The organism is Mycetocola sp. Y791, assembly GCF_059445325.1.
Map to the genome: position 1 here is coordinate 766,171 of NZ_JCAIUC010000002.1, position 22,313 is coordinate 788,483.

Below are 22,313 nucleotides of genomic sequence, written 5' to 3' on the forward strand. Positions count from 1 at the left end.
AACGGCTGGACGGTTCGTGCTCGGCCAGAAACGGCTCGAGTTTCTCGGGAATCGCGACCGTTTCTGTCCGAGAGCGGAGGAATGCACACCGACAGCGAGCATTTGTGACCGACCAGTGGACGCGACCGCACGCCCGGTGCACGAAAATGGCCCCCTGCCCGGAATACCGGGCCTCAGGGAGCCATTTTCGGCAAAGCGAATGGGCGCTAGCCGACCGTCGGGCCGAACGCCGCCGGAAGTGTGGCCGTGTGCACCGAACGCAGCTCATCGACCGTCGCCGTGAAGAGGTCCTGGATCTCGAGTGCCGGTGACGCCTTGTCGGTGACACCGATGCGCAGCACCGGGTAGTCGCGCCCCTCGCAGAGTCCGCGGAACTTGACGTCGTCCTCGCGCGGAACCGACACGAGCACACGCCCGGTGGACTCGGAGAACAGCGCGGTCGCCACGTCGACACCATCGCGCTCGACGATCTCGCTGAGCCAGACGCGCGCGCCGACGCCGAAGCGCAGCACGCTCTCGGCGAGTGCCTGAGCGAGGCCTCCGTCGGAGAGGTCGTGCGCGGACGCGATGATCGACGACTGGGCTCCGGCGTGCAGCAGGGCGGCGAGGTCCTTCTCGCGGTCGAAGTCGACCTCGGGCGGAAGGCCACCGAGGTGGTCGTGGATCGTGCCGGCCCACGCCGAGCCCGAAAGCTCCTCACGGGTGATGCCGAGCAGGTAGATGTTGTCGCCTTCGTCCTGCCAGCCGCTCGGCACGCGCCGTGCGACGTCGTCGATCACGCCGAGCACACCGACGACGGGCGTCGGGAAGATCGGGGTGTCGCCGGTCTGGTTGTAGAACGACACGTTTCCGCCGGTGACGGGAACCTCGAGTTCGAGGCAACCGTCAGACAAGCCTTCGACGGCCTGTGAGAACTGCCACATCACCTCGGGGTTCTCGGGAGATCCGAAGTTGAGGCAGTCGGTGACTGCTGCCGGCACAGCACCGGTGCAGGCGACGTTCCGGTACGCCTCGGCGAGGGCAAGCTTCGCGCCGAGCGACGGGTCGAGCTGGCAATAGCGGCCATTGGCATCCGTCGCGATCGCAAACCCGAGCCCGGACTCCTCATCGACACGAATCATCCCGGCATCGTCCGGGAACGCGAGCGCGGTGTTCCCCATCACGTAGTAGTCGTACTGGTTGGTGATCCAGCTCTTGTCGGCAAGGTTCGCCGACCCGAGCAGCGCGAAGAACTGCGAACGCAGCGTCGCGGCATCCGTCGGTCGTTCCAGAGCGGATGCCGTATCCGCCTGCAGCGCGTCGAGCCAGGCCGGGTACGCAACGGGGCGCTCGTACACGGGCCCGTCGACGGCAACCGTCGACGGGTCGACGTTGACGATCTCCTCACCGTGCCAGTTGATGATGAGCCGTCCGGTGTCGGTGACCTCGCCCATGACGGACGTTTCGACATCCCACTTCGCGGTGACCGCGAGAAAGCCCTCGAGCTTGTCGGGCTCGACGACGGCCATCATGCGTTCCTGCGACTCCGACATGAGGATTTCCTCCGGCGTGAGCGACGGGTCGCGGAGGAGCGTGTGCGACAGCTCGATGAACATGCCACCGTCACCGTTCGCGGCGAGCTCGCTCGTTGCACAGGAGATGCCGGCGGCACCGAGGTCCTGGATGCCCTCGACGAGCTTCTCCTTATAGAGCTCGAGGCAGCACTCGATGAGCACCTTCTCGGCGAAGGGGTCGCCGACCTGTACGGCCGGCCGCTTGGTCGGGCCAGCGGCGTCGAACGAGTCAGACGCGAGGATCGACGCACCGCCGATGCCGTCGCCACCGGTGCGGGCGCCGAACAGGACGATCTTGTTGCCGACACCCGAGGCGTTGGCGAGGTGCAGGTCTTCGTGGCGGAGCACGCCGACCGAGAGCGCGTTGACGAGCGGGTTGCCCTGGTAGACCTTGTCGAAGTAGGTCTCGCCACCGATGTTCGGCAGGCCGAGGCAGTTGCCGTAAAACGAGATGCCACTCGTGACACCGTGCACGACACGCGCGGTGTCCGGGTCGTCGATCGCACCGAACCGCAGCTGGTCCATGATGGCGACGGGACGTGCGCCCATCGAAATGATGTCGCGGACGATACCGCCGACACCGGTCGCAGCACCCTGGAACGGCTCGATGTAGCTCGGGTGGTTGTGGCTCTCCACCTTGAAGGTGACGGCCCAGCCCTCGCCGACGTCAACGACGCCGGCATTCTCGCCCATGCCGACCATGAGGTTCTTCTTCATGGCGGGGGTGACCTTCTGGCCGAACTGCTTCAGGTAGATCTTGCTCGACTTGTAGGAGCAGTGCTCGCTCCACATCACCGAGTACATCGCGAGCTCACCCGACGTCGGACGACGGCCGAGGATTTCCTTGATCTTCTCGTACTCATCAGGCTTGAGCCCGAGAGCCGCGTACGGCTGCTCTTTCTCGGGAGTGGCTATTGCGTTCGAGACAGTGTCGGCGACAGACGTTGCGGGGATGCTCACGAGGGGAGGCTCCTAGATCGAGGGATGCCGGATGGGGCCATTCTATCGGGCGACCGGATGCCTCCAGCCCGGTCGTTTCGCGGCTAGCGATCTCCGCCGGGAGGGCCGACCACGAGCAGGGTGGCAAAGATCACGACGAGCGCAACGACGAACAACACGATGAGGATGACCGGGTGGTTGAGGAACCAGCGCAGCAGGCGGTCGACCCAGGTCTTGTCGCCGGGATGGTCGGTCTCGGTGCGGCGCCATGAGCCGTTGAGCTTTCCTGTGCGGTCGGCCCACAGGTCGAACGGGATCGTCGCGTACGGAACGACGGCGGTGATCACGCCGAGAGCGATGAGCCCCATGCTCCAGCGCTGGTTCAACCCGACGAGAACGGCGGTCATCGCGTACGCGAGGAATACGAACCCGTGGATCGTGCCCCCGACCCGAACGCCGAGGTCGCCGAGCTCACCGGGCACCCAGACGTACTTCATGAGCAGGCCGAGAATGAGCAGGGTCCAGGTCACCGCTTCGGCGAACGCGAGGGTGCGGTAGAACAGGCGGGGAGACACAGAAAACACTCCAGGAGTTGACGGCGCAGGCAGCGTCACAAAACGGATGCCGGTGGCCGGGTGATGAGGGACGCCCCCATCCTGTCAGGGCAAACCTGAATGCACGCCGCCGCACGCCGTCCGAATAACGTGCGCGAGAGCATCCGTCGACATCTCCACCGCACGGGGGATATGCCCGCTCGAGCGCAACTGCCAGAGTAGGGGGAACCCCGCCCCTCTACTTCAGGAGCAGAATGCCCACGGGAGTACCCATCGAATTCGCCGGCCTCACCAAGAGGTTCGGACCTGTCGCCGCTGTTTCCGACCTGACCTTCACCGTTGAACCCGGCCGGGTCACCGGATTCCTCGGGCCAAACGGCGCAGGCAAGACCACGTCGCTCCGGATGCTGCTCGGTCTCGTTGCCCCGACATCCGGGACCGCGACGATCGGCGGGGTCAGGTACCCCGACCTGCTCTCACCGCTGACCACCGTTGGTGCGGCACTGGAAGCCGCGAGTTTCCACCCGGGACGGTCAGCGCGTGATCACCTGCGGGTCTACGCCCAGGCTGGCCGGATCGACCCGAAACGTGTCGACATGGCTCTCGAGACCGTCGGTCTCGCGGAGTACGCGACACGCAGGGTCGGCGGGTACTCGCTCGGAATGCGGCAGCGGCTCGGTTTGGCCTTCGCGCTTCTCGGCGACCCCGGCGTTCTTGTCCTCGACGAGCCGATCAACGGCCTCGACCCCGAGGGCATCAAGTGGATTCGCGGCTTCCTCCGCACCCTCGCCGCCGAGGGGCGCACCGTTCTCGTCTCGTCCCACCTGCTCAGCGAGGTGCAGCAATCGGTCGACGAGGTCGTCATCATCGCCAAGGGCGCCCTCGTGCACCGTGGCCCGCTGTCCAGCCTCGAGATCGAAGGGGCCGCGACGAAGGTGATCGTTGATTCTCCGAACCGGGAGGCGTTGACGGCTGCGCTCGCCGCGGCATCCGCCACGTTCGACATCGCACGGGCCGGTGTGCTCGTTTCCGGCCTCGAACCCGGGGAGGTCGGCCACATCGCCTTCCTGGCCGGAGTGGAGGTGAGTTCGCTGCATCGACAAAAGTCGGGTCTCGAGGACTCATTCCTCGCGCTCGTCGGAGAGGGGGGATCGCTGTGAACATGTTCGTTCCCGCGCTCCGCTCGGAGATCACCAAGCTTCTCACCACCAAAATCTGGTGGATCCTCGCCATCATCCTGTTCCTCTACGTCGGCACCGTGTCTGGCGGGCTCGGCGCAGTGTTCGGTTTCCTCACCCAGACGACGGGCGTCGAAGCGTCCCAGGCACCGCCGACCGACGTGCTCGCGCCGATGCTTTACGGGTCGGTATCGACGTTCGGCTACGTCTTCCCGGTTCTGCTCGGTGCGCTCGCCGTGACGAGCGAATACCGGCACCAGATGCTCACGCCCACCTTCCTCGCGATCCCGAAGCGCGGAGTCGTGCTCGGAGCGAAAAGTGTCGCCCTGCTGATCTTCGGCATGGTCTACGGCGTGATTGGCGTGATCGCGTCTGTCGGTGCTGGCGCGGGAGTGCTCGCGCTCTTCGGCATGGAAACTCAGCTCGGCGACAGCGACACCTGGGCTCTCATGGCCCGCGGTGTGCTCGCGCTTGGACTGTGGGCCGTCATCGGCGTCGGCCTCGGAGCGCTCATTCCCAACCAGGTGGCCGCGATCGTCGTCATCCTCGCGTTCACCCAGTTCGTCGAACCGACGCTCCGTACCATCGTCATGTTCGCCGACTGGGCCGCCGTCGTCGGCAAGTTCCTGCCGGGCGCGGCGAGCGATGCGCTCGTCGGTGCCCCGAGCTTCTTCACCATGGGGATGACAACGGATGCCCTCGAATGGTGGCAGGGCGGCCTCCTGCTCGCAGCGCTTGCGCTCGTGCTGACCGTCGTGGGGCACTTCGTGTCGTGGAAGCGGGACGTCACGTAGGCGCCGGGCAGAACTCGGCGGTCGCCCCTTGACCGTCAGAGGGGCGAAGCGGATGATCAGGCAAACGTTCGCTATCGAAAGAGAGCCGTTCATGACCGTCCTGTCTCCGGAACTCAAGCCGCTGTCCCCCCAGGTCGTCGCTCAGGTCAGTGCGACGGCGCCCGGTCTCGGACCTGAGGACATGAGCCCGGTGATCGGGCCGTTGTTCGACAGGCTGTTCGACGACCTCACGTCCGCGGGGGTCACGCCAGGCGAAGAAGCCCTCGCGATGTACGAGGAGCTCGACCCTGACACCGACGGGGCCGGCGCGCGTGCGTACGCGGCGTTCCCGGTTCCCGCCGCCACGGTATCCGCGTCGGGGTATACGGTCACCGAAGTTCCGGGTACCGACCTCGCCGTCACCTGGGTTCATCGCGGGGTGATGGCAACCATCGGTGACGTCTGGGAAGCACTGTTCGGCTGGATCGAGGCGAACGGCTACACGCCGGTGGGGATGTGCCGCGAGGTGTACCTGGTGTCACAGCCGCTGCCGCAGGAGGAGTGGGTGACCGAGTTGCAGCAACCGGTCGTGCGCGCGTAACGGACCGTTTGCCAGAAAAGGCTCCCTGCCGCGGGAAAATCCGCGGGCAGGGAGCCTTTCTTGGCAAATCGAGCTGCTGGACCGGAGGGGCTAGACCGCCTGCAGCGCCTGGATCGCGCTCGTGAAGAGGGTGAGTCCGTCGACGCCCGAACGCATGGCATCCGTCATGTCGGGACCGAAGCCGGGTTCAACGGCGTGCTCGGGGTGCGGCATGAGACCGACGACGTTGCCGCGCTCGTTGGTGATGCCGGCGATGTCGCGCAGTGAACCGTTCGGGTTGACGCCGAGGTAGCGGAAGACGACGCGTCCTTCACCCTCGAGCCGATCGAGTTCGTCTTCGGAGGCGATGAATCCGCCCTCGCCGTTCTTCAGCGGGATGACGATCTCGTCGTTCGGCTCGAAGCCCGTCGACCACGCGGTGTCGGTGTTTTCCACGCGCAGAGCCTGGTCGCGGCGGATGAACAGGCCGTGATCGTTGCGGATGAGTCCGCCGGGAAGCAGGTGTGCTTCGGTGAGCATCTGGAATCCGTTGCAGATTCCCAGCACGGGCATTCCGGAGTTCGCCGCGTCGATGACCTCGGCCATGATCGGAGAGACGGATGCGATCGCACCGGCGCGCAGGTAGTCCCCGTAGCTGAATCCGCCGGGAAGAACGAGGGCATCGACGCCGTGGAGGTCGTGTTCGCCGTGCCAGAGCGCTACCGGCTCAGCACCGGCGATGCGGATCGCGCGCTGAGCGTCACGCTCGTCGAGCGACCCAGGAAAGGTGATGACGCCGATGCGCATGGCTACTCCGCCTCGGGGTAGGTGATGGCGACGACGTCTTCGATGACCGCGTTTGACAGGATCTCGTCGGCGATCTTCTCGACGTCCGCGCGGACGGCATCCGTCACCGGACCATCGACGGTGAGCTCGAATCGCTTGCCGATGCGAACCCCGCTGAACTCGGTCTTGCCGAGACGGGCGAGCGCTCCCGCGACGGCCTTACCCTGCGGGTCAAGCAGTTCGGCCTTCGGCATAACTTCAACGACGATTGTGGGCACGGATGTCTCCCGGCTGTCAGAGGTGGGCGAGCTTTCATCCTATCGGCACCTCGAACTTTCGAATGATGCCCTTAACAGGTGGTCGAAGTAGGATTTCGAAACGAAAGAGAGACGATGAATCACTCCGCCCTCACCCCGGTGTTCGCCGTATTGCGATGGTCGCTGCATTCGCTGCTGATCGCACTCATCGTCGTCGTCATCGTTCGGTCGGTGATCACCGACTCGCCCATCGCCGGGCTCATCCACGGCCTCGCGGTCCTCATGCTCGCGATCTACCTCGGCGGTGCGCTCGTCGCCCACCTCAAGCCCGAGTTCGTCGCATCGTCCCGCTGGGTTCCGGTGCTGTGGATCGCCCTGCTCACGGGAGTGTGGGCCGCGCTTCTCTCCATCACACCGGATGCCGCGTTCATCGTCTTCCCGCTGTTCTTCCTCTACCTGCAGGTGCTTCCACCGAAGGTTGCGGTACCCGTCGTGGCGGCGACGACGGGGGTCACCATCCTGGCCATCGGCCTTGATTCGGGGGTTTCGGTTGGCGGCGTGATCGGGCCGCTCATCGGTGCCGGTGTCGCCCTCGCCATCGGATTCGGCTATCGGGCGCTGTATCGCGAGGCAGAGGAACGCCAGCAGCTCATCACCGAACTGCTCGAGACCCGCGGCGAGCTCGCCATCGCCGAGCGGTCGGCGGGGATGCTGGCCGAGCGCGAACGACTGGCCCGCGAGATCCACGACACAGTGGCGCAGTCGCTGTCGAGCATTCAGCTGCTCCTGCACGCTGCGGAACGACTCGACACCGAACGGCCTGGCCTCAAGCAACTGCAATTGGCCCGGGAAACCGCGGCCGATTCACTCGTCGACACCCGGCGCATCATCCGCGAACTGACACCGCCGGCGCTCGATGACCGGACCCTTCCCGCCGCGCTCAAACGCCTGGCAGCGTCCACCGAGCAGACCCTCCGTGCCGGCGGAGCAGGCACGACCGTGAACTTCTCCGTCGAGGGCGATCCCGTTCCTCTTCCCATGACCGTCGACGCCACCCTGCTGCGGATCGCCCAGGGGGCCATCGCCAACGTGGCGAGGCACGCTCGGGCAACGCGCGCCGACCTCACCCTCACCTATCAGTCAGACGGCGTCTCCCTCGACGTCGTCGATGACGGCAGGGGATTCGACCCCGAACTCGCAGCGTCAGCCGCTCGAGCCGATGGCACCTTTGGGCTCACCGCCATCCGCCAGCGCGTCGACGCCCTCGGCGGAGTGCTCAGCATCGAATCGAGGCCGGGGGAGGGGACAGCGCTCGCCGTGACCCTGCCCATCCTGCAGTCGAGTTCCGCCATCCGATCCGAGACGCAGCCGAAGGTCAGCACATGATCCGCCTCCTCATTGCCGACGATCATCCCGTTGTGCGCGCCGGTCTCGGTGCGCTCTTCGCGACCGAGCCCGACTTGATTGTTGTCGGCGAGGCGGCATCCGGGGAGGAAGCTGTCGCGCGGAGTTACGCCGGCGTCGACATCGTGCTCATGGACCTGCAGTTCGGCGGCGGCATGCAGGGGGCAGACGCGACGAGGCGCATCCGCGAACGTCCCGGTGCTCCGCACGTGCTCGTTCTCACCAATTACGACACGGATGCCGACATCCTCGGTGCTGTCGAAGCGGGAGCCGCCGGCTACCTGCTCAAGGACGCGCCGCCCGAGGAACTGATTGCGGCGGTGCGTGCTGCAGCGCGGGGCGAGAGCGCACTCGCTCCCACCGTCGCCGGTCGGCTTGAGGCCCGCCAGAATGCTCCGGATGATGCGCTGAGCGCGCGCGAAACCGAGGTGCTCACCCTCGTCGCCGACGGCATGTCCAATCGCGACATTGCCAGGCGGCTCTTCCTCTCCGAGGCGACGGTGAAGAGCCACCTCGTGCACATCTTCACCAAGCTGCAGGTCTCCTCGCGAACCGCCGCCGTGGCATCCGCCCGGGAACGCGGAGCGATCCGTTCGGCCTGAGCCGCGGCTCAGGCGTCAGGAGCGCGCGGTCGCGTGGAGCGTGCGGACGTCAGACCGTGATCGACTCGGCCGGCTCGTGGAGCGTGCGAAGTGCTGCGACGACATCGGTGTGCCACCGACGGGCGAGGGGAACGACCTTCCGGTACATCGCTGCCTCGTGGGTGGCGCCCTGATAGCGAACGGCGCTCGCGGCGACGCCCGATGCGCGCAGGATCGTCGCGTATCCCTCGCCGTCGAGGCGCAGCGCATCGTACTCGGCCGTGAGGATGACCGCCGGCGGAAGGCCGCGGTGGGTGAGCGCTCGTGCCGGTGAGGCATATGGCTCGCTCGCTCGCGACCGGTCGCCGAGGTAGGCCTCAGCGACCTGGACGAGCTCGCGCCTGGCCAGGAAGCTCGGGATGCGCATCTCGCGGATCGGAGCCATGTCGATGCTCTTGCCGGTGAGGTCGGTCACCGGCACCTCGAGTACCTGAAGCCGGAGGGGATGTCCGAGCCTGTCGCGGTTGAGCAGGGCGACGCTCGCCGCGATGTTTCCGCCGGACGAGGTGCCGTTGAGGGCGAGCCGGTCCGGGTCGATGCCCAGTTCGTCGGCCTTGTCGATCAGCCAGCGAAGGGCCGCGTAGCCCTGTTCGACCTGCGTCGGGTAGCGATGTTCCGGCGCGAGCGCGTAGTCGACGGCGACGTGGATGACGCCGGCATCAGCGGTCCTTGAGCGGAACGCCGCGTCGACGCTCGTGTCCTCAACGCTGCCGAGCTGGAACGATCCGCCGAAAAACGCGAGCACGGCGGGGAGCGCAGTTCCATCCGTCGGTGACGTCCCGAGGGGGCGGTAGACCCGGACGCGAACCGTCGGGAAACCGGTGACATCGACCAGATAGTCGGTGATGTCGACGTCCGGGGGTTCGATCCCGACCCGTCCGAAGAGTTTGGTGTCCCACTTCTGGGCATTCCGGCGCTTCCATGCCGGTGTCTTGCGTTTCGCGACCTCCGCGGGAGTGAGAACGGGCTTGGGGGCGCGGGAGACCGATTTCGCCGCCGCGGCCGTCTTGTCGTGTGATGCCTCCCGGCCGGCGACCGCGGTCCCAGCGGCTTTCGTGCCGACGGTGCCCGCCGGCGATTCACGAAGGGCCCTGAACGCGGCGAACCGTCGCCAGGGGACCACCTTCGACAGGGCGCTCGTGAGGAAACCGGTGACGATGCCGCGCGTTTCGGCGACCATGTCGCGGCGTCGCTCCAGGTACAGCTTCTGGAAGTACGGATCGAGTGGCATCAAATTCCCCTTGCTCAGTCGCACGAGGCTATCAACTTCCATAGCTGGACACCCGGGCCTTGCGACCCGGAAAGGGTTCTGACAGGCCCGTTCAGGAAGCGGAGATCTCGACCCGGATGAGGTTCGCCCACGGGTCGTCAAAGCTCACGGTCCTGCCATCGTCGCGCACCTGAACCTTGTGGTGCGTGAGCCGCTCGGTGAGTTCGCCGAGCGAGTCCGCCTCCGGTACCCGGATGTCGATGCGGCCAAGGCCGAGTGCCGGCATCCGCGGGCCGGCGCCGCGGGAATTCCAGACGTTCATGGCCATGTGGTGGTGGTACCCGCCGGCGGAGACGAAGAGGGCCTGGTTTCCGAGCGAGGTGGTTGCATCGAAGCCGAGGGTGTCGACGTAGAACTGCCGTGCCGTGGCGACGTCGCCGACGGAGAGGTGGACGTGGCCGACCTGGGTGCGGCCGAAGATTGCCTCATCGCCCGGCGTCGACTGTCCCTCGATCGTGAGGTGTTCCGAGAGGAACTGGTTCGGGTCGACGTAGAGCGTCGCCATCTCAACGGAACCGTGCACCCAGCTCCACTCGGTGCGGTCGCGGTCCCAGTACAGTTCGACGCCGTTGCCCTCCGGGTCCGTGAAATAGAACGCGATGCTCACGAGGTGGTCGGCGCTTCCGGTGAAGGTTCCCGGTGCCTTTCGCGCGACCGAATACAGTGCGGCCGCGAGAGCCGCTTTGGACTCGAAGAGGATCGCTGTGTGGAACAGTCCCGCCGAGCCGGCAGCGGCGTGGCGGAGTTCGGGAGCGTGCTCGAGGATGACCGTTGGCACGCCGCCGCGACCGAGCGTCACCGTGCGGTCGGTGGCCGACAGGATCCGCAGGGTGACGGCATCCGTGTAGTACGTGGTCATCGCATCGAGGTCGGCAACCAGCAGGGTGACGGGGCCCATCGCGGTGTCGGCGGCGAGCTTGTCTGGGGAGGGGTGCGTGGTCATGGTGGGTGTAACGGTAGTTGTAGCGACAACATTCCGCAAACTTCAGGATGCCGGCACAATCTCCCGGCCGAGCGACACGGTCCTTGAGTTGTTGGCGTAGTGGCCGTAGTTCGGGATGTCGCGATACCCGGCCGAGCGGTACAGCGCGATTGCCGTCGGATGGTTGAGATTGGTTTCGAGGATCATGAATGTCACCCCGTGCGCGCGAGCCGAGTTTTCGAGCCAGGACAGGACTGCGCGGGAGTAGCCGCGGCCCCTGTGACGTTCGTCGACGAACATCCGTTTGAGCTCTCCGATGCCGCTGGCGCTGGCACTTTCGACGCTGCGCCAGGCGCCCATTGCGACCGGTTCATCACCGACGTAGCCTACGGCGAAGACTCCGCGCGGAGGCTGGAAGTCGGCATCGTCGATGGGGGTCTCGTCGGATCCGCCATAGATGCTGACGTACAGATCCTGAAGCTGGCCGATGAGTCGGCCAACGTCGGGGTGCGAGTATTCGCGCCGCTCAATGGCGAGAACGGGCTCGTCATGCTGCATGGATCGTCTCCGACGTACTCAGGCGGCCGCGACGGTGCGCTTGCGGAGGTCGAGCAGGCTGAGCACGAGCGCAACCACGAGCAACCCGACAATGATGAGCGTTCCGCGGCCGTAAGCATCCCGATAGATCGCCTCTGTCGTCTCGACTCCCTGCTCGGCGTACAGCGTCGCGAAGAATGTGCTCGAAGCGACGGCGACGCCGATCGCCGTGCCGACGCGCTGGCCCACCTGCGCCACCGAGCCTGCGACGCCGCCCTGGGTGACCGGAACCTCCTGGAGCGTGAGCGTCTGGTTCGGTGAGATGACGAAGCCACCACCAGCTCCGGCGATGGTGAGCACAGCGGCGAGCAGCCACGGCGTCAACTCTTCCGGTGTGAACGCGACGATCGGCAGGGTGGAGCCGATGCCGGTTGCCGCGAGCGCGACGCCCAGCACGACGATCTTCCTGCCCTGTGTGTTGACAAGGCGGCCGCCGAGCCACGACGTCACCGCCGAGGCGAGAGCAAACGGGATCGAGACCATTCCCGCGAAAACGGCCTCGAGTCCAAGGCCCTGCTGCAGAAACAGAGTGACGATGAGGAACATGGCGGGGATCGCGGCGAAATATGCGGTCGCGATCAGGATGCCGTTGCGGTACGACGCGAGGCGAAGCAACCCGAAGTGCACCACTGGTGATTTGCCGATGCGGAGGTAGCGGCGTTCCCACCAGACGAACGCGGCACCGGCCACCACAAACCCGATGAGCCAGAGCCAGCGGCGGGGGTCGTCATCCGGGCCGCCCGTTGTCAGGACGAACGGCAGCATCAGGCTGAAGGTGGCGAATCCGAGCAACAGGATGCCGGTGACGTCGAGGCTCGATGCCCCACCCTCGTGGATCTGTCGTTTGGGCAGGAGCCGCCAGGCGAACCAGATTGCGAGGAGGCTCAGCGGGATGTTCATCCAGAACAGGAGCCGCCAGCCGTTCTCCAGTCCGCCGACCGCGATGAGCAGGCCACCGACCGTCGGTCCGAACGCCGTCGACAAGCCGATCGTCGCGCCGAACAGGCCGAAAGCCCGTCCCCGTTCGGCGCCCTGGAACAGTTGCTGGATCAGTCCGAGCACCTGCGGCATCTGAATGCCCGCCGCGACTCCCTGCAGGATGCGACCGAGGACGAGGATCTCGATGCTCGGCGCCAGCGCGCACAGCAGGCTCGCGAGCATGAACGAGGTGAGTCCGATCAGGAACATGTTGCGGCGCGACTTGAGGTCACCTAGCCGACCGGACGGCACGAGCGCGAGTCCAAAGGCGAGTGCGTAGCCGGCAACGATGAGCTGCAGTTCTGTTGCGCCGCCGCCGAGCGATTCTTCAATCGACGGCAGGCCGACGTTGACCTTCGACAGGTCGAGGATCGTCAGGCAGGCAACCCCAGCGCAGACCCAGAAACTCTGCCATTTAACGCGTTCGCTGTGTGCATCGGTTTTGGAGGTATCAGCCACCCTTCGCACTCTACGCGGTGAGGCGAAGGAGCAATTCCCGGTAGCGGTCTGCCGTTTTCTCGACTATGGCCTGCGGCAGCTCGGGTGGCGTTCCGGTCTGGTCCCAGTTGGCGGCGAGCCAGTCGCGCACGATCTGCTTGTCGAAGCTGGCCATGCGGGCTTCGTCCGTCGCAGCGCTCTCGTACACCGCGGCATCCCAGTACCTCGACGAATCCGAGGTGAGAACCTCGTCGCCGAGGGTGATGAGGCCCGTCGCGCGGTCGCGACCGAACTCGAACTTGGTGTCAGCGAGGATCACACCGCGTTTCTCAGCGAGGGCGGACGCCTCGGCGTAAATCGCGAGGGACAGATCGCGCAGCGCGATGGCATCCGCCTCACCGATGAGCTCGACGCTCTGCTCGAACGAGATGTTCTCGTCGTGCTCGCCCATCGGCGCCTTGTACGCGGGGGTATAGAGGGGCTCGGACAGGCGGTCGCCGTTGGACAGGCCGGCGGGCAACGGGATGCCGCACACGCTCTGTGACGCGACGTACTCCTTCCAGCCGGAGCCGGTGAGGTAGCCGCGGACGACGCATTCGACGGGGAACATGTCGAGTTTCTTCACGAGCATTGCGCGACCGGCGACCTCACGGGGGATGATCTCGGCGACACCGCCGTCGTGGGTCAGTTCGTGGTCGGGCAGGAGGTGGTTGGGCACGCTCAGCTGGTCGAACCACCACAGGCTCAGTGTGGTGAGGAGTTCACCCTTGCCGGGGATGCCGGGGGAGAGCACGTGGTCGAAGGCGCTGACCCGATCGCTCGCGACCACGAGGAGAGAGTCGGATGCCGTGCCGTCGGCGCGTTCGTAGAGGTCACGGACCTTGCCGGAGTAGACGTGTTTCCAGCCGGCCAGGTCAGTCGATTCGCTCACGGACCCATTATCGCGGGGTTCGATCCCGAGCTCGACCTCCGTTTGCCACAAAGGGCGCGGGACGGGTGGCATCCGCCGTTCTACGGAGCCATTTTTGGCAGATCGGTCTCGTGGCGGGAGGCTTGCTGGGCTGGCGATACTATTGGCGTCGAATTGCTCGTGAGGTGGCGAGCCAGCGAGCGAGATGTGGGAGCGGAATGTCGACGGCGTGGACGGGGCACAACTGGCAGCTGATCGACCCGGAGGACTCGCTGACCATGGTCGGTGCCACTTTCGGAATCGGAACGCTCAACGAGCCGCTCGACGCGGCCGGGTCACTGTCGATCGCCCTCGCCGCCCTCAAGGCGGAACTGACCCGTCCGGTCGAGCTGGGCGACGGCAGGACCTATGTGCCCGAGGGGCTCGTCGATCTCCGCTCGGACACCGCTACCATCGCCATCCGCGGAAGTCTCGAGGGTGTCACAGCCGCCTGGCGGAGGTTGCCGACGCTCTCCGCCGACGCGATTCCCGACGATGTTTTCCCTGTGCGTCCCGAGCAGCCTGTCTGGCCCGCTGACCTGCTGGTTCGAACCGGCCGCAACGCCGCAGTGCTCTCGCGCTGGCAACTCACCGCTCCCGACGTCCACGAGCGCGCGAGCGCACTTCTGGCTCGACTCGATCCGTCAGCGGGGAACGTACCCGCGGTGTTCTTTACGACCGATGAATCCCTCGTGGGCATGGGGTTCCCCGTTCGGGAGGACCTGCCAGTCTTCGCGCCGGTGACGTGGGCCGATGGTACGGCGCAGCCGGACCTGACCCCGGGCATTGACCCGACCGTTCTCGCGAACAACCGGGCAGGACTTCTGCCGCGTCCAGATGAGGATGTCCTGTGCTCCGCCCTGGTCCCTCGCACTCCCGCTGGCGCTGCGGCTGCAGATGTGCTCAGGGCACAGCTGCAGGCCATGCCGGCGAACAGCAGGGCAGGCCTGACGATCCGCGGGATTGTTGTCGGCCTCGGCGCGAACTACTGCGTCTTCCTCCGGGCAGACCGGGTTCCGGACGAGGCGACTCGGCGGATGCTTCTCGGCGAGTTCAGCCGAAACCTCGGCATGGTGCCTGATCCCTGGCTGGACGTCGCAGCCGCCGAGGTGAGCCGTCAGCCGTCGCCCCGCCTCGAACGGGAACGCCGGGTCTTCGGCCTCGATCCGGTGCTCCAGGCAACGAGCGCCGACATCCGGCATGCCATCGCCTGTGCCGCCGAGACCATCCACCTTGCGCTCGGCCTCAGTCCCGCCGAACTCGACACGGGTTCGCGGCTCAACCTCGGTTCGATCCCCGGAGACCTCGAGCCGCTCGTCGGCTTCTGGGAGCCTCAGCTGGACGGCGCGCACGAGTTCCGCAGCAGCGGTGCGAACGGCACGCCGGTCACCACCGTCGCGGTCACGCCGAACAGCATCCTTCTCCCAGCGCGGCGACCCGAGAACATGCCGGGCCCGGCGACTCAGTGGGAGGGCGTCGACGCGGCTCGACTCCTCGCTGTCGTAAATGACGGGGCAGGCACACTCACCGTCATCGATGAGTCGATGGCGACGGTCTCGTTTGCACCTGCCCAGTTCCCTGACCCTGACCAGCTCATGCAGATCGTTGGCTACCACCTGGCCGGGGTCGTGCAGCTCTCGTTCCTCAGCGCGGTTCGGTTGCCGGACGATCCGCCGCCAGCGCCGGGCGGGGGATCGGCTCCGGGCGGATCGTCCGCGCCGGGTGGCGGATGGGCGCCAGGAGGGCTTTCTGCCCTCGGCGGCAGAGCGGCCTCAGGTGGGTCATCCTGGTCCGGCGGTCCATCCGTTTCCGCCGGTCCATCCGGTTCAGCCGTTCCATCCGTTCCGGGCGGCCTATCCGCGCCAGCCACGGCAGCGGCGGCAGGTGCACGATCGGGTCGACGTCCCAGACCTGCATCGAGTAAACCTCCGAGACACTGGCTCCCACGAGTCCTTGGACTGCTGACCGCTGCTGCGCTCGTCACCGCGTTTATTGTCCTCCGTGGTGTTTTCGATGGCCCCGCCGTCACGAAGGAGGCGACGTTCGGCGACACGGTGCGTCTCGCGAATGAGACCGAGATCACCGCGCGCGACTTCGACGTGGTCTTTCCTGGCGCCGATCAGACGGAGTACCTCGTCAGTGCGACCATCGAATTCTGCGCGGGTGGCGACACCGATGCGGATGATCTGCCTCCGGAGACCCAGCGCACCGTTTCGCCCGATGACTTCGTGATGGTGAATAAGGATGGGCAGGAGGGCCGGCTCATCGACAGTGATGACCAGCTCACGAAGGTCACCCTCGATCGCGACGAGTGCACAACGGGCGAGCTGGTCTTCGAGAGCCCGGAAGTGTTCACTCCCGCGATCGGTTACGCCAACGAGGTCGGCGACGAGATCACCTGGCTCGAGTAGCCCGGTCAGCCGGCTCGTGGGATCAGGCTCGGGTTACTCGGCGACGCGGGCGGCGATATCCGTCCGGAACTGTGCGCCCTCAAGCCGGATGAGGCCGAGCGCGTCGTATGCGCGAGCGCGCGCCTCGGTGAAGTCGTCTCCGAGCGCAACAACGCTGAGCACCCGACCGCCCGTCGACACGAGGTCGGCGCCCTGTTTCGCGGTTGCGGCGTGTGCGATGTGAACGCCGGGAACGGCATCCGCTTGCTCAAGTCCTGAAATCGGCAGGCCGGTGACGGGCGATGCCGGATAGTTCTCGCTCGCGAGGACGACGGTGACGGCGGATGCTGGCGCGAACGTCGGTGGATCGATGGTGCTGAGGGTTCCGGTTGCGGCTGCGTACAGCAGCTCAGACAGCGGGAACTCGAGGCGGGGCAGCACCACCTGGGTTTCGGGGTCGCCGAACCTGGCGTTGAACTCGATCACCCGGATGCCCCGGTCGGAGTCGCTGTCGCGTTTCGAGGTGAGGATGAGGCCCGCGTACAACAGCCCGATGAACGGGGTCTGCTCCTCGGCGAGCTGCCTCACCACGGGGACGGCGATCGTCTCGAGTACTTCAGCGACGAACGCGCTCTCGCTGCCGAACGACTCGTCGAGCCAGGGGAGCGGCGAGTATGCGCCCATTCCGCCGGTGTTCGGGCCTTCGTCGTTGTTGCCGAGTCGCTTGTAGTCCTGGGCGGGGGAAAGCGGCACGACCGTGTGCCCGTCGCTCACGAAGAAGAGCGACACCTCCTGGCCGTCGAGGAACTCCTCGACGAGCACGCTGCCAAGCTCGAGGTAGGTGCGGGCGTGCGCCAGCGCGGCATCCCGGTCGGTGGTGACGAGCACTCCCTTGCCGGCGGCGAGGCCGTCGGCCTTCACGACGTACGGTGCGCCGAACGTGTCGATGGCGGCTTCGGCTTCGGCGATCGTCGCTGCACGGCTGGCGCGGCCGGTCGGAACGCCGGCGATGTCCATGATGCGCTTGGCGAAGGTCTTGGAGCCCTCGAGCTGGGCGGCGGCCCTGCCCGGCCCGAAGACGGGGATGCCCTGTTCGCGAAGCTCATCGGCGACGCCGGCGACGAGCGGTGCTTCCGGACCGATGATGACGAGCTCGATGGCCTCGGCGATCGCGAAGTTCGTGACGGCGACCGGGTCGTTCGGATCGAGGTCGACGGTGGGCACAGTGCCGGCGATGCCCGCGTTTCCGGGGGCGGCGATGATGCTGTGTGCGGCATCCTCTCCGACGAGGGACAAGATGATGGCGTGCTCGCGGGCGCCGGAACCGAGGACAAGTATCTTCACGCGTACTAGCCTAGAGCGCATGGCACGTGCACGGATTGCTGACGATATCGGGCGTGAGGCCGTCGACAGGGCGGTCCGCGAGGCAGCCCTCCGCGATGACATTGCCACCGCGGTGCGCTACACGCTTCAGTTGCTCGCGGAACACTCGGAGGGCAATACCCTCGAGGTCCGTGTGCCGCCGTTCGGGGCCGTTCAGTGCATCGAGGGACCGCGGCACACCCGTGGTACCCCGCCGAACGTCATCGAGATGGGTGCGGACACCTGGCTGGACCTCGCGACGGGACGATTGTCGTGGGCTGAAGCGGCGGCATCCGGAGCGGTGCTCGCCTCTGGGCAGCGTGCCGACCTCACGGGCCACATACCGGTGCTGCGCCTGCCGAGGTAGCGCCCTCGCGCCCTCGCTCGCTCGCTCGCCGAGCGCTGCAGGTGCATGCCCGCGCTGCACTTACTTCTGCAGCGCAAGCATGGATGTGGCGCTCGGCGAAGTGCGGGGGGTCCGGGCGCCCGGTGAGCGCGTGCCCGCCCGCTCACGCCCGCGTGCCCGCCCGCTCGTGCCCGCTCACGCCCGCGTGCCCGCCCGCTCGTGCCCGCTCGCGCCCGGCGCTCGCTCGCGCGCGCCCGGCTCGCCGAGCGCTACAGATGCATGCCCGCGCTGCACATACTTCTGCAGCGCGAGCATGGATATGGCGCGCTCGACGAAGCGCGCCGGGCTCGGGCTCTCCGTTAGCGCGCGTCCGCGCGACGAAAGCGAGCCGGGGTCAGCGCCCGGGGAGGGCGTCGGGCTCGCCGAGCGACCGGCGCGCCAGGAGCGTCGCCCCCGCCGCCGCAGCCGGCATGGTGACGAGCGCACCGAACGGCACGAGGAAGAGCAGGAAGACGGCGACACCGAAGCCGAGCGTCGTCGAACGCTGCGCGCGGAGGGCCGCCCGGCGCTGGGCGAGCGCGAGTCCACGCCGCTCGAACGCCACGGTCGACAATTCGAGCGCGAGAAACCAGCCACCGGTAACCGCACCGAGCAGCCACGCGAGCAGCGTGCCGATCACGGGAACGAAGCCGAGCAGGAACAATCCGATACCGATCCCAATGGTGACCGCAAGAACCCGGATCGATTCGCCGATGCCCCGCGCAATCGACGCGAGAATCGGAGCCTCGACCTCGTGCGGAACGCCCCCGAGTGACTGTTCAACGCGCTCGGAGATTCTCTCGAAGAAGGGCTGGCCGATCAGCAGGGTAATGGCGGCATAGCTGTAGACGAAGATCATCAGTCCGGCACCGACGAGCGCAGCCATCACGAGGATGCGAATCCCCGTGCGGTACACCTCGTCCCAGTTCTCGGCGAACGGCGTGACGAAGGTTGCGATGTTCTCGAGGTTGAGCGCGAGCGCCACCGCGGCGGCGACGATCAGGACGAGCGTGATCAGCCCGGGAATCGCCCCGATCAGCATCAGCCGCGGTGAGGTGGCCCACAGGCGAAACCCTCGCCCAAGCAGACGGATGCCCATGGCGAATCCCGACACGAACCCGGTCTTCGTCTTCTGATCAGTCATGCCATCAGGCTAGCGGTCCGGCCCGCACCCGGCGCGGCGGCGTTCAATCCGGTTTGCCGGGCGGTGGCACAGCTTGATGGGCGAGAATAGGAGCATGAATTCTGAGCCAGAGCGGCCCGCTGCCCCCGAACGCTTCTCCGAAGAGCCTGCGACAGTGCAGGTCCGACGTTCACCGCGGTACGCCAACTTCATGTTGCTCGGCGCGCTCCTCGGAGCCATTGCCGCGTTCGTGCTCACGCTCGCCTTCCCCGAGAACCCCGACTTCGGTCGCCTCCAGGTCTTCGGCTTCCTCCTCCTCATCGGGGTGGCCGTCGGCGTCGGTCTCTTCGGTCTGCTCGCGATCCTGCTCGAGCGGCTCGTCGGGCGGAAGGTGCACAGCGTACGAGCCGATAGGGTAGAGGTGCACGTGGCCCGAGCTGAGGAAATCGATGCTCGGACGGATGCCGAAAAGCCGGTTTCCGACGCGTCAACCGAGCACCATCCCCCGCAACTTCCCCCCACCAGCTAGGGCAACGCGTGAGCATGAACTCCACGATCCACGACGGCTCAACGAGCTATCGTGCAGCCGGCGTCGATACCGCGGCGGGAGATCTCGCCGTCTCGCTGATGAAGCAGGCGGTCTCCGCCACGCACGGCCCCGAAGTTCTCGGCGGGTTCGGCGGGTTCGCCGGACTCTACGACGTGTCGTTCCTCACGTCATACACCCGGCCGCTGCTGGCGACGTCCACCGACGGCGTCGGTACCAAGGTCGCGATCGCCCAGGCGATCGACAAGCACGACACCATCGGCCAGGACCTCGTCGGCATGGTGGTCGATGACATCGTCGTCGTCGGAGCGAAGCCGCTCTTCATGACCGACTACATCGCGTGCGGCAAGGTCGTGCCCGAGCGCATCGCCGACATCGTTGCTGGCATCGCCCGCGCCTGCTCCGCAACCGGAACCGCACTCGTCGGCGGAGAGACGGCAGAACACCCCGGCCTGCTCGGCCCAGACGACTATGACGTCGCGGGAGCTGCCACCGGCGTGATCGAGGCCGACGCCCTGCTCGGCGCACACCGCGTCGAAGACGGCGACGCTGTGATCGCCCTCGAGTCGTCGGGGCTCCACTCCAACGGATTCTCGCTCGTGCGGCACATTCTCGCCCAGCGCGGCGTCGCGTTCACCGACACATCATCCGAACTCGGCGGTCTCGTCGGCGAAGTGCTCCTCGAGCCGACCCGCCTGTACACCACGCCGCTCCTCGACCTGATCGCCCGCCACCCGGGCGCCATCCACTCCCTCTCGCACGTCACGGGCGGTGGCATCGCCGCCAACCTCGCGCGCGTGCTCCCCGCCTGCAGCTGGGCCGAGGTCGACCGAAGCACGTGGTCGCCCGCCCCCGTTTTCCGGACGCTCAGCGACATGGCCGGTTCGTCCCTCGAGAGCGCAGAGGGAACATGGAATCTGGGCATTGGATTCTTCGCGATCGTCAAGGCGGATGCCGTCAACGCGGTCATCGCGGATCTCGCCGCTGGCGGCATCCCGGCCTGGCAGGCCGGAACCGTGCACACGGGAGCACGGGACTTCAGCGGGTTTGAACAGGGCGCCAAGGGCGTCGACGGCGGTGCCGTCCGACTCGTCGGAACCTACTCGCACTAACACCCCCAAGACCACCGCAACGCAAGGAGCCCGCTAGGTATGTGCGGCATCGTCGGCATCGTTTCCCCTGAGCCGGTCAATCAGCAGGTTTACGACGCTCTGCTGCTGCTGCAGCATCGCGGGCAGGACTCGACCGGCATCGCAACGGCCGACGGCCCGACCTTCCACATGCACAAGGCCAAGGGGCAGGTGCGCGAAGCGTTCCGCACTCGCGACATGAGGTCCCTCCTCGGCAAGATGGGCCTCGGCCACGTTCGATACGCCACGAAGGGCATCGCGGACAACGAGCAGGAGGCCCAGCCGTTCTACGTCAACGCGCCGTACGGCATCATCCTCGTGCACAACGGCAACCTCACGAACACCCGCGAACTCGCCGATGACCTGTTCCACATCGATCGCCGCCATGTGAACTCGACGAGCGACACCGAGATGCTGCTCAACGTCCTCGCCACCGAACTTCAGTCGCAGATCACCGGTCTTGAACTCGACCCTGACCAGGTTTTCACCGCGGTGTCGCAGGTACACGAGCGGGTAGAGGGGTCGTATGCAGCAATCGCCATGATTGCGGGACACGGCCTTCTTGCATTCCGTGACCCGTATGGCATCCGCCCGCTCATTCTCGGCCGGCGCTCCGCCGGGCTCGTTGGGGACGAGTGGATCGTCACGAGCGAGTCGCTCGTGCTCGAGAGCGCCGGTTATGAGGTCGTGCGCGAGGTCGCGCCGGGCGAGGCGATCTTCATCACGACGTCCGGGGAGATGTACTCGCGGCAGTGCGCGAAGAACCCGCGACTCGTCCCATGCAGTTTCGAGTATGTCTACCTGGCTCGTCCGGACTCCGTCATGAACGGAATCTCCGTCTACGAGGCCCGGCTGCGGCTCGGTGACCGCCTGGCGACGACCATCGCCGAGTACGCGCCGATGGGAGACATCGACGTCGTGATGCCCATCCCCGACTCGTCGCGCCCCGCTGCGATGCAGGTTGCCCAGAAACTCGGCATCGAGTACCGCGAGGGCTTCTACAAGAACCGGTACGTCGGCCGCACGTTCATCATGCCGGGTCAGGCACAGCGCAAGAAGAGTGTCCGCCAGAAGCTCAACGCGATGTCGATGGAGTTCAAGGGGAAGAACATCCTCATCGTCGACGACTCGATCGTGCGGGGAACAACGTCGAAGGAAATCGTCGACATGGCACGGGCAGCCGGCGCCAACAAGGTCACCTTCACCTCAGCGGCCCCGCCGGTTCGATACCCGCACGTCTACGGCATCAACATGCCGTCCCGCTCCGAGCTCATCGCCCACAACCGCAAGATCCCGGAGATCGCCCGAGAGCTGGGTGCCGACCACCTGATCTACCAGGAGGTGGCTGACATGAAGGATGCCATCATCCAGGGCTCGAATGTCACCGAGCTTGAGATGAGCTGCTTCACGGGGGAGTACGTCACGGGTACCGTCACCCCCGAGTACCTCGAGTGGGTCGAGCGCAACCAGCTCTCCTAGCCCGATCTGACGGGCTGCGTCGCTGGGTGACTGCCGTTCGGCGGTCTGTGATTAACTCGCACATGGCGTAAACAATGT

General features: G+C 66.5%; 21 protein-coding genes. 10 read left to right on the forward strand and 11 right to left on the reverse strand.

Annotated elements, in window-relative coordinates; genetic code table 11:
* Positions 1-206: 206 nt before the first annotated feature.
* A complete protein-coding gene (gene purL, locus AC1C2N_RS08510) occupies positions 207-2,513 on the reverse strand; it encodes a phosphoribosylformylglycinamidine synthase subunit PurL (protein WP_495433638.1) in 2,307 nt (768 codons plus the stop codon).
* 83 nt (positions 2,514-2,596) lie between these two features.
* On the reverse strand, positions 2,597-3,076 hold the full coding sequence (locus AC1C2N_RS08515) for a DUF3817 domain-containing protein (protein WP_495433639.1): 480 nt from the start codon (positions 3,074-3,076) through the stop codon (positions 2,597-2,599).
* 224 nt (positions 3,077-3,300) lie between these two features.
* Between AC1C2N_RS08515 and AC1C2N_RS08520 the strand changes: the two genes are divergently transcribed.
* The 3 genes from AC1C2N_RS08520 (at position 3,301) to AC1C2N_RS08530 (ending at position 5,598) form a co-directional block, all read left to right on the forward strand.
* The gene (locus AC1C2N_RS08520) at positions 3,301-4,206 is read left to right on the forward strand and encodes an ATP-binding cassette domain-containing protein (RefSeq protein WP_495433640.1); all 906 of its coding nucleotides are present in this window, start codon (positions 3,301-3,303) and stop codon (positions 4,204-4,206) included.
* Between the two features lie 2 nt (positions 4,207-4,208).
* The gene (locus AC1C2N_RS08525; RefSeq protein WP_495433744.1) at positions 4,209-5,018 is read left to right on the forward strand and encodes an ABC transporter permease; all 810 of its coding nucleotides are present in this window, start codon (positions 4,209-4,211) and stop codon (positions 5,016-5,018) included.
* Between the two features lie 91 nt (positions 5,019-5,109).
* Positions 5,110-5,598, forward strand: a complete 489-nt coding sequence (locus AC1C2N_RS08530) for a GyrI-like domain-containing protein (protein ID WP_495433641.1) — start codon at positions 5,110-5,112, stop codon at positions 5,596-5,598.
* A 90-nt stretch (positions 5,599-5,688) separates the two neighbouring features.
* Here the strand turns inward: AC1C2N_RS08530 and purQ are convergent, their stop codons facing one another.
* The gene (gene purQ / locus AC1C2N_RS08535) at positions 5,689-6,384 is read right to left on the reverse strand and encodes a phosphoribosylformylglycinamidine synthase subunit PurQ (protein WP_483406009.1); all 696 of its coding nucleotides are present in this window, start codon (positions 6,382-6,384) and stop codon (positions 5,689-5,691) included.
* 2 nt (positions 6,385-6,386) lie between these two features.
* On the reverse strand, positions 6,387-6,641 hold the full coding sequence (gene purS / locus AC1C2N_RS08540) for a phosphoribosylformylglycinamidine synthase subunit PurS (protein WP_483406008.1): 255 nt from the start codon (positions 6,639-6,641) through the stop codon (positions 6,387-6,389).
* Between the two features lie 114 nt (positions 6,642-6,755).
* Between purS and AC1C2N_RS08545 the strand changes: the two genes are divergently transcribed.
* Positions 6,756-8,006 (forward strand): sensor histidine kinase, encoded by a 1,251-nt coding sequence (locus tag AC1C2N_RS08545; protein WP_483406007.1) that lies wholly within the window; start codon positions 6,756-6,758, stop codon positions 8,004-8,006.
* Positions 8,003-8,626 carry a response regulator gene (locus AC1C2N_RS08550; protein ID WP_483406006.1) on the forward strand — a complete coding sequence of 208 codons (624 nt, stop codon included), beginning with the start codon at positions 8,003-8,005 and terminating at the stop codon, positions 8,624-8,626. Before AC1C2N_RS08545 ends, AC1C2N_RS08550 begins: the two co-directional genes overlap by 4 nt.
* 49 nt (positions 8,627-8,675) lie before the next feature.
* On the opposite strand, the gene AC1C2N_RS08555 is transcribed toward AC1C2N_RS08550, so the two are convergent.
* The 5 genes from AC1C2N_RS08555 to AC1C2N_RS08575 form a co-directional block, all read right to left on the reverse strand.
* Complete coding sequence (locus AC1C2N_RS08555) at positions 8,676-9,896, reverse strand: alpha/beta hydrolase (protein WP_483406005.1); 1,221 nt, start codon at positions 9,894-9,896, stop codon at positions 8,676-8,678.
* A gap of 91 nt (positions 9,897-9,987) precedes the next feature.
* A complete protein-coding gene (locus AC1C2N_RS08560; RefSeq protein ID WP_495433643.1) occupies positions 9,988-10,878 on the reverse strand; it encodes a VOC family protein in 891 nt (296 codons plus the stop codon).
* Between the two features lie 42 nt (positions 10,879-10,920).
* Entirely contained in the window at positions 10,921-11,415 is a 495-nt protein-coding gene (locus AC1C2N_RS08565; RefSeq protein WP_495433644.1) for a GNAT family N-acetyltransferase, read from the reverse strand.
* An 18-nt stretch (positions 11,416-11,433) separates the two neighbouring features.
* A complete protein-coding gene (locus AC1C2N_RS08570) occupies positions 11,434-12,891 on the reverse strand; it encodes an MFS transporter (protein ID WP_495433646.1) in 1,458 nt (485 codons plus the stop codon).
* A 10-nt stretch (positions 12,892-12,901) separates the two neighbouring features.
* Entirely contained in the window at positions 12,902-13,801 is a 900-nt protein-coding gene (locus tag AC1C2N_RS08575; protein WP_495433648.1) for a phosphoribosylaminoimidazolesuccinocarboxamide synthase, read from the reverse strand.
* 197 nt (positions 13,802-13,998) lie between these two features.
* Between AC1C2N_RS08575 and AC1C2N_RS08580 the strand changes: the two genes are divergently transcribed.
* On the forward strand, positions 13,999-16,230 hold the full coding sequence (locus AC1C2N_RS08580; RefSeq protein ID WP_495433649.1) for a hypothetical protein: 2,232 nt from the start codon (positions 13,999-14,001) through the stop codon (positions 16,228-16,230).
* A gap of 33 nt (positions 16,231-16,263) precedes the next feature.
* Here the strand turns inward: AC1C2N_RS08580 and purD are convergent, their stop codons facing one another.
* The gene (gene purD, locus AC1C2N_RS08585; RefSeq protein WP_495433650.1) at positions 16,264-17,553 is read right to left on the reverse strand and encodes a phosphoribosylamine--glycine ligase; all 1,290 of its coding nucleotides are present in this window, start codon (positions 17,551-17,553) and stop codon (positions 16,264-16,266) included.
* A gap of 19 nt (positions 17,554-17,572) precedes the next feature.
* On the opposite strand from purD, the gene AC1C2N_RS08590 reads away from it, so the two are divergent.
* The gene (locus AC1C2N_RS08590; RefSeq protein ID WP_483405998.1) at positions 17,573-17,938 is read left to right on the forward strand and encodes a sterol carrier family protein; all 366 of its coding nucleotides are present in this window, start codon (positions 17,573-17,575) and stop codon (positions 17,936-17,938) included.
* 373 nt (positions 17,939-18,311) lie between these two features.
* Here AC1C2N_RS08590 and AC1C2N_RS08595 read toward each other — a convergent pair whose 3' ends face one another.
* Positions 18,312-19,100 (reverse strand): EI24 domain-containing protein, encoded by a 789-nt coding sequence (locus tag AC1C2N_RS08595; protein ID WP_483405997.1) that lies wholly within the window; start codon positions 19,098-19,100, stop codon positions 18,312-18,314.
* Between the two features lie 94 nt (positions 19,101-19,194).
* On the opposite strand from AC1C2N_RS08595, the gene AC1C2N_RS08600 reads away from it, so the two are divergent.
* Genes AC1C2N_RS08600 through purF form a run of 3 tightly spaced genes read left to right on the forward strand, consistent with a single transcriptional unit; the run spans position 19,195 to position 22,235 of the window.
* Positions 19,195-19,608, forward strand: a complete 414-nt coding sequence (locus AC1C2N_RS08600; RefSeq protein ID WP_483405996.1) for a hypothetical protein — start codon at positions 19,195-19,197, stop codon at positions 19,606-19,608.
* A 14-nt stretch (positions 19,609-19,622) separates the two neighbouring features.
* A complete protein-coding gene (gene purM / locus AC1C2N_RS08605) occupies positions 19,623-20,738 on the forward strand; it encodes a phosphoribosylformylglycinamidine cyclo-ligase (RefSeq protein WP_495433652.1) in 1,116 nt (371 codons plus the stop codon).
* 39 nt (positions 20,739-20,777) lie between these two features.
* Positions 20,778-22,235 carry an amidophosphoribosyltransferase gene (gene purF, locus AC1C2N_RS08610; RefSeq protein ID WP_483405995.1) on the forward strand — a complete coding sequence of 486 codons (1,458 nt, stop codon included), beginning with the start codon at positions 20,778-20,780 and terminating at the stop codon, positions 22,233-22,235.
* Positions 22,236-22,313 lie beyond the last annotated feature (78 nt).

Coding starts and splice junctions, on each gene's coding strand:
- AC1C2N_RS08520 (WP_495433640.1), top strand. CDS start 3,301: ATGCCCACGGGAGTACCCATCGAATTCGCCGGCCTCACCAAGAGGTTC.
- AC1C2N_RS08525 (WP_495433744.1), top strand. CDS start 4,209: ATGTTCGTTCCCGCGCTCCGCTCGGAGATCACCAAGCTTCTCACCACC.
- AC1C2N_RS08530 (WP_495433641.1), top strand. CDS start 5,110: ATGACCGTCCTGTCTCCGGAACTCAAGCCGCTGTCCCCCCAGGTCGTC.
- purQ (WP_483406009.1), bottom strand. CDS start 6,384: ATGCGCATCGGCGTCATCACCTTTCCTGGGTCGCTCGACGAGCGTGAC.
- AC1C2N_RS08545 (WP_483406007.1), top strand. CDS start 6,756: ATGAATCACTCCGCCCTCACCCCGGTGTTCGCCGTATTGCGATGGTCG.
- AC1C2N_RS08550 (WP_483406006.1), top strand. CDS start 8,003: ATGATCCGCCTCCTCATTGCCGACGATCATCCCGTTGTGCGCGCCGGT.
- AC1C2N_RS08555 (WP_483406005.1), bottom strand. CDS start 9,896: ATGCCACTCGATCCGTACTTCCAGAAGCTGTACCTGGAGCGACGCCGC.
- AC1C2N_RS08560 (WP_495433643.1), bottom strand. CDS start 10,878: ATGACCACGCACCCCTCCCCAGACAAGCTCGCCGCCGACACCGCGATG.
- AC1C2N_RS08565 (WP_495433644.1), bottom strand. CDS start 11,415: ATGCAGCATGACGAGCCCGTTCTCGCCATTGAGCGGCGCGAATACTCG.
- AC1C2N_RS08580 (WP_495433649.1), top strand. CDS start 13,999: ATGTCGACGGCGTGGACGGGGCACAACTGGCAGCTGATCGACCCGGAG.
- AC1C2N_RS08590 (WP_483405998.1), top strand. CDS start 17,573: ATGGCACGTGCACGGATTGCTGACGATATCGGGCGTGAGGCCGTCGAC.
- AC1C2N_RS08595 (WP_483405997.1), bottom strand. CDS start 19,100: ATGACTGATCAGAAGACGAAGACCGGGTTCGTGTCGGGATTCGCCATG.
- AC1C2N_RS08600 (WP_483405996.1), top strand. CDS start 19,195: ATGAATTCTGAGCCAGAGCGGCCCGCTGCCCCCGAACGCTTCTCCGAA.
- purM (WP_495433652.1), top strand. CDS start 19,623: ATGAACTCCACGATCCACGACGGCTCAACGAGCTATCGTGCAGCCGGC.
- purF (WP_483405995.1), top strand. CDS start 20,778: ATGTGCGGCATCGTCGGCATCGTTTCCCCTGAGCCGGTCAATCAGCAG.